The sequence below is a fragment of the Modestobacter italicus genome (assembly GCF_000306785.1).
In the GTDB taxonomy this organism is placed as follows: Bacteria; Actinomycetota; Actinomycetes; order Mycobacteriales; family Geodermatophilaceae; genus Modestobacter; species Modestobacter italicus.
Genome location: NC_017955.1, coordinates 3,088,946 through 3,101,539 on the forward strand (window position 1 = coordinate 3,088,946; position 12,594 = coordinate 3,101,539).

At 70.7% G+C, this 12,594-nt stretch carries 7 protein-coding genes; 2 read left to right on the top strand and 5 right to left on the bottom strand.

The annotated features are described in order from the left end of the window. Together MODMU_RS14795 and MODMU_RS14800 are read right to left on the bottom strand one after the other, a co-directional pair. On the bottom strand, nt 1-1,455 hold the full coding sequence (locus MODMU_RS14795; RefSeq protein WP_014741109.1) for an argonaute/piwi family protein: 1,455 nt from the start codon (nt 1,453-1,455) through the stop codon (nt 1-3). Then, on the bottom strand, nt 1,452-3,284 hold the full coding sequence (locus tag MODMU_RS14800) for an SIR2 family protein (protein WP_014741110.1): 1,833 nt from the start codon (nt 3,282-3,284) through the stop codon (nt 1,452-1,454). The genes MODMU_RS14795 and MODMU_RS14800 overlap by 4 nt, the downstream gene beginning before the upstream one ends. A gap of 268 nt (nt 3,285-3,552) precedes the next feature. Here MODMU_RS14800 and mobF point away from each other — a divergent pair, with 268 nt between their 5' ends. Together mobF and MODMU_RS14810 are read left to right on the top strand one after the other, a co-directional pair. Next, nucleotides 3,553-9,084, top strand: a complete 5,532-nt coding sequence (gene mobF, locus MODMU_RS14805; RefSeq protein WP_166503791.1) for a MobF family relaxase — start codon at nt 3,553-3,555, stop codon at nt 9,082-9,084. Nucleotides 9,085-9,313: 229 nt separating this feature from the next. Continuing rightward, a complete protein-coding gene (locus MODMU_RS14810; protein ID WP_014741112.1) occupies nt 9,314-9,643 on the top strand; it encodes an STAS domain-containing protein in 330 nt (109 codons plus the stop codon). A gap of 128 nt (nt 9,644-9,771) precedes the next feature. Here the strand turns inward: MODMU_RS14810 and MODMU_RS14815 are convergent, their stop codons facing one another. The 3 genes from MODMU_RS14815 to MODMU_RS14825 form a co-directional block, all read right to left on the bottom strand. Then, nucleotides 9,772-10,476, bottom strand: coding sequence for a hypothetical protein (locus MODMU_RS14815; RefSeq protein WP_051144192.1), 705 nt, complete (start codon nt 10,474-10,476; stop codon nt 9,772-9,774). Between the two features lie 117 nt (nt 10,477-10,593). Continuing rightward, nucleotides 10,594-11,085 carry a hypothetical protein gene (locus MODMU_RS14820; RefSeq protein ID WP_231851638.1) on the bottom strand — a complete coding sequence of 164 codons (492 nt, stop codon included), beginning with the start codon at nt 11,083-11,085 and terminating at the stop codon, nt 10,594-10,596. Then, a complete protein-coding gene (locus tag MODMU_RS14825; RefSeq protein WP_014741115.1) occupies nt 11,073-12,584 on the bottom strand; it encodes a type IV secretory system conjugative DNA transfer family protein in 1,512 nt (503 codons plus the stop codon). The genes MODMU_RS14820 and MODMU_RS14825 overlap by 13 nt, the downstream gene beginning before the upstream one ends. Nucleotides 12,585-12,594: the final 10 nt, after the last annotated feature.

Sequence of the window (12,594 nt, forward strand, 5' to 3'; positions counted from 1 at the left end):
CTACATAAAAAGGCGGTACGGGTAGACGTTGTCCGGCAGTTCCGGTACGTGAGCGATTACGCGCGCAAGCCGCTGGCTGTGGCCGATGGTGACGGGCGTCGGGTCGAACGCGGCATCGTTATTCCAGTCGAGCTTCGATAGCGCCAGGACGTCGGCGGCGGTGATCTCCAATGGCCCTGCACCGGCGTCCCGGGTGATAACACATGGAGTCGGGATGCCCTTGACGCTGGGGTTGTAAGGGCGGCCGCGCAGGGACATGGTCGGCGCCGTCCCTGACACCCAGAGCAGGGCAGCGCGTCCGGACAGCTGCTGCATGGTGCCGCGTTCCACGGGCCAACTGCCCGGCGCGCTTCGTGCGCCGCCAATGCCTTGTTCAAGGACAACGCCGCGCCAAGCCGTACGCGCCTGAACAGTGACGCACTCGATATCAGGTGTGGCCGACCAAGCGTCGAAGACGCCGTCGACCTCCTCGGAGCGCCAACGGGTCGTCTTATGAACGCTAATCCGGCGAGGGGTACGGCCGGCATGTCGCTGTTGATAGAGGCGAACACTGCGCGACATGACGGCTCGCATCTCCTCGCGTGTCAAGTGCGGATTCTGCAGGTCCCGGTCTGCGCCGACGTTATAAGCGACGAACTCCATGCCGCCGCCCTCGGCGTCGAAGACCTGCGAGCAGCAAGTGACGAAGGCGTCCTTGGTCCCCCCGCGGATGGCGTACGCCAAACCGATGTAGGCGGTGTCCTCTGGTGTGGTCGGCGCGATCCGCCAGGGAGTGCCTCCGGCCTTGGTCAGCAGAGCGATCGACAGCCTCCACGCGAGGCTGGCGTGATGACGGAACTGCACGGCGGAGGACTCGCGCAAGAATTGCACTGGTATCCCAAGCGGTGCGGCAAAGGCCTTCAAGCGGTCGTGCAGTTGGTACCTGCCATCCGGAGATTCGCGCAGAGGTTCCCAGCCGGTTGGTAGGAGAAAGACGACTACGTCCCAAGCGTCCCGGCTGGATTGGAGGCGGAGGAGGGCTCGGCCTAGCGCCTCAACCAGCCGCTCGTGGGCGTCGGGGCCGCTTCCCACTGCAGCGGGGTCGAGGTCGAAGTGTCGGTCGTGCGCCGGCACCAGATCAACGCCGAACACCTGAGCGAATCCGGGGAACGTCGGGACGTAGGACTTACGGTCACTGGCTTCGTAGGCTTTGCGCAGGCCACTGAGAAATCCGTTGAGGAGCATCTGCTGCCCGCTCACGGTGATGGTGGCGACGCGGATTGCCGCCTCGGTCGGCGGCCGTGAATACGGGCCGTGCCGCGTAAGGCCGACCAGCGGGTGCGCGTGGCGCGGGGCGCCGGGCCCAGCGCCGAAGACGAGGTCGGGTTCGGCTAGAACGCGATGCCCTGGAAGCCTGCTGACGGCACCCGTGGACAGCGTGGACGGCGTCGGCTGCGGCATGCCCGGGCGCGTCATCTGCCCCTCCGGCTGTAGGCGGTGATGCTGCCCAGCTCGAAGGAACCTCCGACCGCCTCGGGCCGGTCGCCGACCGCCCGCGGCAGTGCGTGCACCCGACAACTACCGGAGCGAGGTGCCATCACTTCGGCCCAGGAGCCGAGGATGGCAGCCCACGTCTCGTTGCGCCGTCGCTGCGTCCACCGTTCGGCAATCCACGGGGCGGCGGGGTCTAAGGGGCGCTGTGCTGAGCGCTCCCTTGCCGCCTGCGCCATCTCGGCGGTTGGTTCGACCCAGGTGAACGGCGTGAAAAGTAGCCAGTGCTGGTCAAGCCAACGTTCGATGCGCAACTCCACACCCTCGGCGAACCTCCGACGCGCGCCACCGTCGCCCTTGCCGTACTGGCTGGAAAGCTCTCCGCAGATGGGCTCGCCGTAGGCCTGCTGCAGCGCTTGCCGGATCCCGCCGAGCTTGGCTGGCTCATCCGGGCGCGCCGGGACGACGATGAGCCGGTTGCCTGTGTCACGGATGCGGGCCTTGACCGGAAGCCGCCTCGCCAGCCCTCGCGTGATGGCTTCGCCGATCAGGGCGACCTGATGCGTAAGGACATCCGCAGCCAGAAGATCGACCTCGACGACGGCCGGCGGCTGACCGCTACCCAATGCCATCTGCAGATCGCCGGGGCATCCAAAGGCCAACACCTCGTCCGGTCCTAGAACGGCAGCCCCTCGCCAGGCGGCCGCACGGAGCAGATCCCGGACCTCCGCCGCGGTCGCCCCGGCTGGCGCTGCCGTACGCAGGAGTCGGGACGGCGCACTGAGGATAGGGACGGCGTTCAGTCTCAGGACGGGAAAGGCGCCGTCTGCCTGGGGCAGAGGCGCGTCGACCACTCGAGCACGCGGTCGCAGCCCATCGACGTAAGCTCGAACCCCATCATCTAGGCGCACCTGATCTGCCAGTGCTCCCATGGCCTCGTCGAATGTGGCGGACTCCACTACACGGGCAGCGATTCCCGCCCCGCGCGCCCGTTCCAGTAGCTCGATCACTGAGGCTTGTAGCGACCCGGGATCCCTGGTGAGCCACCACAGCCCTGCCGGCCATGCGTCGGGCTGCAGGGAATCGGCGAGCATGCTCATGACGCTCTGGTCGCGGCCGCTGTATCCAGCTACAGCCAGCCCAAAGCGTCGACTGGAGTCGACGATGACCCTCCGCAGAGTCGTGTCCTGGTCGCGCAGCTCGCTGTCTAGGTTCTTGAGAGCCATCTCCCGGAAGTCCCCGTGCAGCTTGATCAGCAGGGGCCACTCATCGTCGGCGACGGCGGTGGAGGCCCGTCGCCGACTCTCTAGTGCAGATACAGAAAGCAGCCGGGCGGGCCCACTCCGCCGGGCTGTGTGTGCCTCGGTCACGGCCCTTTCGATGAGGTCGTCGAAGTTGGTGGTGATGAGGAGATCGGCGGCTCCCGCGGCCACGGCGGCACCGAGCAACCGTTGCCCGAAGCACGGCATCCGACCGGCGAACAGCTGTCGGAGGTAGTGGCGGCGGACCTCGGCGTCAGGCATAGCGGCCTGGAAGGCAGCCGAGTAATCAGCCGGCGATCCCAATGGTGGGATGCCGTTCGCGCCGTCATAGTGCGCGCGCACCCTTGCCATTACCGCGGGGTCACCGGGGTCGAGGTTCTGACGTACCTGCTGGAAGTCAGCCGCGTACAGGCGAAGTAGGAGGTCGTCGACGATCCGCGCCGCGGTCGGGACTCCGGCGGCGGCGCTGGCGCCGGCCCCGAGCAGCCACCCGATGCGGCGGGTGTGGACGGCCCACGCCCGGGCGAACTCTCCGAGACTGACCACCTCCATGCCGTGATCGTGCCTCATACCCCTGACGCTTCATGCACGACGTGGGCCCGGCGGCGTGGCGTCGGTCCATCGCGATGTTGACCGCGGCGAACCTGGGTCCGACGGACCCCAAGACCTAGCTCGCATCCGCGCTCACGAAGCTCAGCGGCGGCGTCCTCAACGGCAACCTGTCCTGTCACCGCCTCAGACGGGACAACCGGAGTCCGACACACCTCTTGCACCTCGGGTGATCTTGACGCGGGACAGGCGTCCATAGCGTCGGTTCGTGATGAGTCTGCACAAGCTCACGGCCGGGGACGGATACACGTATCTGACCCGCCAGGTGGCAGCGCACGACGCCACTGAGCCGGGATTCGGGAGCCTCGGGCAGTACTACAGCGACAAGGGCGAGGCGCCCGGGATCTGGATAGGCCACGGCCTTGCCGGTGTGCCGGACTTTCTGGTCGGCAGCACGGTCACCAAAGCGCAGATGCTGGCGTTGTTCGGCCAGGGACGTCACCCCAACGCAGACCAGATCGAGCGGGCCGCTCAGTTGGCGGGCATGGCTCCGCAGGAAATAGATCAAGCCAGCCGTCTCGGCAAGCCGTACCTGGTCTTCGAGCAGGCGAACGAGTTCCGCCGTCAGAGCGCCATGAAGTTCCGCGAGTACAACTCCGCCCGAGGGCTGGCGGCTGTCACCCCGGTGCCGGCTGAAGAGCGCGCCCACATCCGGACCGCGCTGGCAAGGACGATGTTCGTCGAGAGCTACGGCCGTCCTCCGCTCGATGCCCGGGAGCTGTCTGGCCACCTGGCCCGGATCTCCCGGCAGGCCACCACGGCGGTCGCCGGGTACGACCTCACCTTCAGCCCGGTCAAGAGCGTCTCGACGCTATGGGCGATCGCCTCACGCGAGGTCGCAGCGGTCATCGAGCAGGCGCACACCGATGCCGTCGCCAACACCCTCACCTGGTTGGAGGACCGCGCCGCCTTTACGCGCACCGGCCACCAAGGGGTGGCCCAGGTGGACGTACGCGGACTCATCGCGGCGGCGTTCACCCATCGCGACTCCCGCGCCGGTGACCCGGATCTCCACACCCACGTGGCGATCAGCAACAAGGTGCAGACCCTCGACGGCCGGTGGCTGGCGCTGGACGGCCGACCGATCCACAAGAGCGTCGTCGCCGCCTCGGAGCGCTACAACACCCGACTGGAGGCGCTGCTGGTCGATCGCCTCGGCGTGCGCTTCGCCGACCGCCCTGGCAGCGACGCCGGCAAGCGCCCCGTGCGGGAGATCGTCGGAGTCGACGGGCCACTCCCCCGATTCTGGTCCTCGCGACGCACCGCCATCGACGCCCGGCGGGCAGTGCTGTCCGCGCAATTCCAGGCCGATCATGGCCGGCCGCCGACGATGAAGGAGTCCGTGTCACTGGCCCAGCAAGCCAATTTGGAGACACGCCAGGCCAAGCACGAGCCACGCTCGTATGCCCAGCAGCGGGCCAGCTGGCGGACCGAAGCCCTGGCCGTGCTCGGGGGGGATGATCGGCTGAGGCACTACCTGGCCGGCGTCCTCCGCGGGGAGTCCCCTCGCAAGGCGCAACCAACGACCGACGCGTGGGTCAACGAGACCGCCGCAGCACTGGTGTCGGTGATGGCCAGCGTCCGTGCCACCTGGCAGGAGAACCACGTCCGCGCCGAGGCTGAACGGCGGACCCGCGCCGCTGGGATCACGCTGCCTGACGTCGACCGGGCCGTGGACGCGGTCGTCGCCGCGGCCTTGTCACCCCGGCTGTCGATCCGGCTGGGCACGCAGGAACCGATCACAGAACCTGCCGCGCTGCGTCGCTCCGATGGCACGTCCGTGTTCACCGTGGCCGGCTCGGCGCGCTACACCTCGAACGACGTCCTCACCGCCGAACAAGCCGTGCTCGCGGCCGCCGGCCGGCGCGACGGACGTGTCACCCCAATCGCATCGGTCGACCTGGCACTGCTCGAGTCGGTCGCCAACGGAACCGAGCTCAACCCCGGCCAGGCGCAGCTGGTGCGCGAACTGGCGACGTCCGGAGCACGGGTGCAGCTCGCGCTGGCGCCAGCGGGCACCGGCAAGACCACCGCGCTACGGGCGCTCGCCGCGGCATGGCAGGCCGGCGGCGGCACCGTCGTCGGCCTGGCCCCCTCCGCTGCAGCGAGCGCGGTCCTGCGCGAGCAGCTCGGCACCCACACCGACACCCTCGCCAAGCTGGTCCACGCGGTGACCACTGGTGTCGACGTCCCGACCTGGGTGACGTCGATCGGACCGAACACCCTTGTGGTCGTCGACGAGGCCGGCATGGCCAGCACCCCGGACCTGGCCCGGATGGTCGAGTTCGTCGTCCAGGCCGGTGGATCGGTGCGGCTGGTCGGTGATGACCGGCAGCTGGCCGCGATCGGCGCCGGCGGGCTGCTGCGCGACGTCGCCGCCTGCCACGGCGCGGTGAGCCTGACCCAGGTGGTCCGCTTCACCGACCCGGACACCGGTGCGCCGAACCACGCCGAGGGCGCGGCCTCGCTGGCGCTGCGCGACGGGGACCCGGCAGCGCTGGCGTACTACGTCGACCACGGGCGGGTGCACGTCGGTGATCTGGCCACCGCCACCGCCGACGCGTACACCGCCTGGGCCACCGACCGGGCCGCCGGCCGCGACGCCCTCATGCTGGCGCCCACCCGGGAGCTGGTCGCCGAGCTGAACAACCGGGCCCGCGACGAGCGGCTGGCTCGGACGAGCGGCATCGTCGGGCCCGAGGTCGCACTGGCCGACTCAGGACGCGCCTCCGCCGGCGATGCCGTGATCACCCGCCGCAACGAGCGCACCATCCCGATCGGTGCCACGGACTGGGTGAAAAACGGCGACCGGTGGACGGTCGCTGAGGTTCATGCCTCTGGTGCCCTCGAGGTGGTCCATCGCCGCACCGGGCGGCACGTCACCCTCCCGGCCGGATACGTGCGCGAACACGTCACCCTCGGCTACGCCTCCACGGTGCACGGCGCCCAGGGCGTCACCGCCGACAGCTGCTTTGCCATCGCCACCGGCACGGAGTCCCGCCAGCTTCTTTACGTGGCCCTCACTCGCGGTCGGCACGCCAACCACGTCTTCCTCCCTATCGCCGGCGACGGCGACGGCGACCCGCACAGTCTGAGCACCCGCGACGCGCTGCTGCCGCCCACCGCCGTCGACGTCCTCAGCCGGGTCCTGGCTCGGGACGACGCCCCGACCTCGGCCACCAGCACGCTCCGGGAGCTGGACGATCCGGCGGCCCGGCTACGGGACAGTGCCGATCGCTACCACCACGCACTCACTGTCGCCGCCGAGGAACGACTCGGCTCTGCGGCACTTGCCGCCATCGACACGGCCGCCGAAGCCGCGGTGACCGGACTGACCACGCAGGACGCCTACCCCGTGCTCCGTGCGCACCTGGCCCTGTGCGCCGTCGCCGGTCGCGATCCCGCGGACGTGCTGCGCGAAGCGCTGGCCTCCCCACGCGGGTTGGACGACGCACGCGATGTCGCGGCCGTCCTGGACTGGCGCATCGATCCCACCGGGCACCACTCGATCGGCGTCGGCCCGCTCCCCTGGCTCCCGACCGTCCCCGAGCCGCTGCAAGCCGACCTCGCATGGGGGCCGTACCTCGACGACCGCGTCGGCAAGGTCACTGCGCTCGCTTCAGCTGTGGCTACCTGCGTCGGCAGCTGGACGCCGGCCAGCGCACCGCTGTGGGCTCGCCCCCTCCTCGACCGGGACGCTGCCTTGGTTGCCGACCTCGCCGTCTGGCGCGCCGCCCACGGCATCGAGGCCGGCGACCGCCGTCCCACCGGCCCGGCTCTTCCTGCGGCCGCTGACGCCCGTACCCAGCGCAGGCTCGACGCCCGCGTCGCCCAAGTGCTGAGCGATCCCGGCACTGTCACCGCACGGTGTACGCCGTTGGTCGACCGCATCGACCCCCGGATCGCCGCCGACCCCTACTGGCCCGTTCTGGCCGAGCGACTCTCCACCGCCGAGCGCGCCGGCATCGACGTCGCAGCGCTCGTCCGGACGTCGGCCGGCCGTGCCCTGCCCGACGAGCAGCCAGCGGCCGCGCTCTGGTGGCGGCTGACCGGCCACCTGTCCCCCGCCGTGCTGGCCGCGGACGACGCAGCCGCGAGGACGCTGCGCCCGGACTGGACGCCCGACCTCTCCGAGGTCCTCGGCAGCGCGGCCGCCGACCGCGTGGTCGCCGATCCTCACTGGCCTGCCCTGGTCGCTGCGGTAGGCGAGGGCGGGGCCAACGGCTGGCAGCCCGCGCAGTTGCTGTCCACGGTGTATGACCTGCTGCGCGCCGGGCAGCCGGACGACGAGCCGCTGCTTCCCCACGAGCTGGCCACCGCCCTGCTCTGGCGGATCGGCCTGCTCACTGAGCCAATCCCCGCTGCGGGTGCCGGTCCAGCCGCGCCGACCGTCCTTGATCAACCGTCCGCCTCGGACGGCGCACCCGGTGCGGACTGGATGGTCGGCCTCACCGAACCCGATGACACCGAGCCCGCACCCGAACCGCTCGACACCAACCCGCTGAAGCCCCCGACAACTGGGGCCGGCCCATCAGGGGTCCCCCGGGAACGGCTCCTCGAGCTCAACCAGCAGGCAGCGGCCTTCTTCACCGCTGGGTATCGGGGCTCGTGGGCGCCGGCCTATCTGGCCGACCGGCTCGGCACCGACCTCATCGACGACGCGCGCTTCACCATCGGATGCGCACCCGCCGGCTGGACCGGCCTGACCGACCATCTCCGCGACCGGGGCGCCAGCGATGAAGAGATCGTGGCCGCTGGCCTCGGGAGCCAGGCCTCCACCGGTCGCGTCATCGACCGCTTCCGCGACCGGGTCGTCTTCGCCATCCGGGACGGCGAGGAGATCCACGGCTGGATCGGCCGCCGCAACCCCGCCCGAGACGGTGATGGCAGCCACGCCGTGCCCAAGTACCTCAACACCGCCGAGACCGACCTGTTCACCAAGGGGAACGAGCTCTACGGCCTCACCGAGGGCGCCGCCGCCCTGGCTCGCGGCGCGGCGCCGGTCGTGGTCGAAGGCCCACTCGACGCGCTGGCCGTCACGCTCGCCGGCGACGACGAGTTCGTCGGCATCGCTCCGCTGGGTGTGGCGTTCACCGACGCGCAGGCCGACCGGCTGCGGCCGCTGATCGGCGCCAACCGGCCGCAGGTCATCGTCGCCACCGACGCCGACCGCGCCGGGCAGCTCGCCGCCGACCGCCTCTTCTGGCAGCTCACCGAGCTGGGTGCTGACCCGCACCACCTCGCCGTCCCGACCGGTAAGGACCCGGCCGAGCTGCTGGAGACGGCCGGCGCCGACGCTCTGCTGGGAGCCCTCGCCGACTCACCGAGCCTCGCCCGCAAGCTCATCGACGCTCGCATCGACGTCTACGCCGAGCGGCTGGACACTGCCGAAGGCCAGGTGCTTGCCACCCGCCGCGCGGCGGAGGTCATCGCCGCGCTTCCAACCAGCAGCTGGCCGGTACACCTGACGCACGTGGTCGCCCGCACCGGTATTGCGCCGGGCATCGCACTGTCCGAGACGCTCGACGCCGCCCAGCTCCGCACCGGAGCTGGGCGTGGGCCACTGCGGATTCGCTGGGCCGACGCGGCAGTGGACCTGGACTGGGCGACCTCGCCTGATGCCGTGCGGCCTTCCGCAGCAGCGATGCACGCGGAGAGGTCCACTGACCCCCTTGGAGCAGCGCAACGCGCCGCCGTGGGCCGGCGGCGCCCGACTCGAGCGATGCCGCAGCAACGACGGTGACGTGGCAGTCCGGAGCAGCAAGGTCAACCGCAGGGGCCGTAGTGCAACCCACAGACAGCTATCCAGTGACCACTGTGCGGTGACACTGGCCGCCCGCCGTTTACAACGTAAACAACATGGTGCTCGGTGATGGATGTCCGCTGATACGTTCCCTGCGCTTGGACGGCGGAGGCCAACCACGGGCGGCTCGAACAACCCGGGCCCGACCGGTCACTCAGCGGAGCTCATCGTGCCTGACCCCTATTCGATCAACGTCACAGCCAACAGCGGCCGGGTGACCATCCAGCTCTGCGGAGAGGTCGACAAGGAGGCCGTGCCGCAGCTGCAGGCCGCCCTGGCCGCGGCGCTCTCGGCTGCACCCGACTCGCTGCGCATCGACCTCACCGAAATCCCGTATCTCAGCCTGTCGGCGATGGGTGCCATCCTCGCCGCTCGTGCCAGGGCCGCGCGCGCACACACCGACGTCGTCATTCCTGATCCGCCACGAGTTCTGCGGAAGTTCATGGACCTCGTCGACCCGGACGGGAACTCCAGCAAGCCAACAGCTGCAGTCGCTTAAGCTGCTCGCGCTCCCCAGCGAAGGACGACGCTGACCCGGCGTGAGCGCCTCACGATGACCAGAGCCAGCCGGATGCCTGCTGAATCGAGCAGGAAGCGGTCGAACATCGGTGCAGTCCGCGTGCGGGTTCACGGCCTGGTGGTCAGCAGCCTGGAGACGTTACTGGTGACCTGCAGGTGCTGCCCCAGTCGTGGCTCGAGTCGGCTGGCAAGGCCGAGCAGGTCGGCGAATCGACCCGCGACGTCGGTGGTCAGCAGGGGCTCGTGGTGGGCCACGCGGTTGCGCAGATCGTGCAGGCGACCGACCGGTCCGTCGACGTGGGCAGCGCGGTCGGTGCCCCGGGGGAAGGCCCGGTGGAGGGCGGGCACCCACAGCGTCTTCTCGTGCGCAGCCGAGCTGAGGTAGCGCCAGAAGCCGAACATCAGCTCCGCGACGACCTTGCCCGGCCGGGCCGCCGGGCCCCCGGCGTTCCCGATCGCCTGGCGCAGGTTGTCCCGCGGTCGTTCGTTGACGTCGACCCGGCGGCGGCCTCGGGTGCGGTACACCGGAGCGAACACGGTGTCCCCGGCCAAGGTCCAGTGCGGCGGGCCGGGCCACCGATCGGACAGCGCGCGGTCGTAGGCATTGCGCAGCCCCACCTCCACGTGCGCCAGGTCGTGCAGCAGCGCCGCGCTGATCTGGGTGTTCCACTCGTACAACGCCAGGGCACGGCCGCGGTCGGCGTCAGCGGCAGCCAGGTAGACCGAGAAGCGTGGGACGCTCAGCCAGCGCTCCACCCACTCGCCGGCCAGCGGCCCACCTGCTGATGAGCTCGGCGGCGTCGGCGCTGTCATCACGTTCCATCCTGACGTACGATGCCTGGGAAAGCCCCGGTGGACCGCTGGCCTCTGGCCATGTCGCCGGGGCTTCGTCTTGCCCTCCGCGCCTCCCCGCGACGGTCCCTGGCCTCGTCAGCGACCAGCACCGTCGACGAAGGCGACGTAGCGGCTCTCCGCCGGCCAGCTCTGGTGCCGACCGGTGCGGCAGGTGCTCTCACCGAGGCGTTCGACCATCCGGTCGCAGAACATCGGGAACGCGTAGCGGTTCCACTCCTCGACCAGCTCGGGAGCGGCGGCGTTCTCGGCCTGCCAGCGCAGCACCACCAGCACCGGCAGCTCGCGAGCGATGTGCGGGTGCTGACGCCAGCAAGCCGGGATCATCTGCGCGGGCCGCCAGGCGTACTCGTGGTTGATCCAGACGGCGACGTCGTCGCACCAGCTCCACACGGCCGCGCTGAGCTCGCTGCTGCACCCGGCCGGTTCCCACGGGCGCTCCATGTCCGCCACGACGCCGACCGGAGCCGACCGCTCGGAGTTCCGGCGACGCACGTCCAGCAGCAGCGCCAGTGCGGCCAGTACGGCAACCGGCGGAGGTGGGAACGGCAGCACGATCACTCCGGCCACCCCCGGAGCGACTGGGTCGCCGGCCCGCCGGGGACGTCGTCCGGCCGAGCAGTCAGCCGGTGGTCGCGGGCGTAGGTCAGCGCCGCGGCAGTGCGCTCGTCGACGTCCACCACGTCCGCGCGGGCACGGGACACCTGCGCGCGGGCGGCCTCCAGCTCGGCCTTGAGCTGCTGCCCGTCCGTGCCGTCGAGGCAGCGCCGCAGCTTGGCGAGGATGGGCGGCGCCGTGCCGGCGATGACGAGGGCGTGGCGCTCCGGCACGCGGCGGATGTCCCCGGGCCGCAGCACTCGCACGTCCTCCCCCGACCGGGACGTGCCGACGCCCCCGGGACCGTCGGTGACCGTCTGCCGGCTGACCCGCACGTCGTCCAGCAGGTCGGACAGCTCCCGGTAGAAGTGCACGTCCTTGCCCCCGCCGAAGACGACCAGGGTGTTGGTGAGCCCGAGCAGGGAGCGGGCCTCGTCCTCCCCGTAGGAGACGACCATCTGCTTCCAGGTCTGCGCGGCGTAGATGAACGACAGGCCCAGCGCGCGTTCGTTGGCCATCCGCACGCGCAAGGTGGGCAGCGGGGTGGTCGAGGGCAGCTCGTCGAGGCAGGCCAGGAAGCAGGGCGTCATGCGCCCGTGCGGTGAGGTGTTGGCGACCTGCAGGGCGGTGTCCAGGACGTGCTCGGCGACGGCGGTCATCAGCGGCGCCGCCGAGGCGTACGGGTCGTCGCGGCCGAGCAGGTAGACCGTGCCCTGCCGGGTGATCAGGTCGAGCAGGTCGGTCGCCGGCCGGCCGGGCGAGGGCACGCAGCGGGCGCGGATGTCCGGCTGGAAGAACAGCGCCATCGCCTGCTGCACGGTGGTGACGGTGTTGCCGACGGTGTCCGGGCTGCCGTGCAGCGCGCCGGCGAGCAGCCCGTCCCAGAAGCGGGCGGCGTGCGGGTGCTGCTGCAGGATCTCGACCGGTTGCTCGGCGGCGACGGGGTTGGCGACCCATTCCAGGACGTGGTCCAGGGTGCGGCCGGTGAGCGCGGCCGCGTGCAGGAAGCCCTGCAGCACCTTGGCGGTCTCGGCGGCGTAGAACCGTGCGGCGTTGTCCTGTCGACCACCGGTGACCGAGCCGGTGACCGTGCCGGCGGCGAACGCCTTCGCGCGTCGTTCGGCGATCCGCGGGTCGACGCAGCCGGCGATCGGATCCCACACCAGTTCCGGGATCCCCGGTGCCGCGCCGAACGGGTCGAGCACCGCGATCGGACGCGGCGGCCCACCCGGCTGGTCGGGGCGCTGGCGACGTCCAGCGGTCAGCAGCAGGTCATCGACCTTGGTCAACGTCGCCAGCCCGGCACCGCGGTGGGCCAGCAGCGCCGGGGCCAGCAGGTCCAGCGTCTTGCCGGAGCCCTGCTCGCCGTACACGCCGGTGGTGCGGTCGTACCGGCACCACAGCTCGACGCCGCGGGGCAGCGAGGAGCGACCGAGCCGCCAACCGACGTCCGTGGGCTCGAACCGGGACATGCGCGTCCTC

Excerpts from the sequence above, each read along its gene's own strand:
- MODMU_RS14795 (WP_014741109.1), bottom strand. The coding sequence starts at position 1,455 with ATGACGCGCCCGGGCATGCCGCAGCCGACGCCGTCCACGCTGTCCACG.
- MODMU_RS14800 (WP_014741110.1), bottom strand. The coding sequence starts at position 3,284 with ATGGAGGTGGTCAGTCTCGGAGAGTTCGCCCGGGCGTGGGCCGTCCAC.
- mobF (WP_166503791.1), top strand. The coding sequence starts at position 3,553 with ATGAGTCTGCACAAGCTCACGGCCGGGGACGGATACACGTATCTGACC.
- MODMU_RS14815 (WP_051144192.1), bottom strand. The coding sequence starts at position 10,476 with ATGACAGCGCCGACGCCGCCGAGCTCATCAGCAGGTGGGCCGCTGGCC.
- MODMU_RS14825 (WP_014741115.1), bottom strand. The coding sequence starts at position 12,584 with ATGTCCCGGTTCGAGCCCACGGACGTCGGTTGGCGGCTCGGTCGCTCC.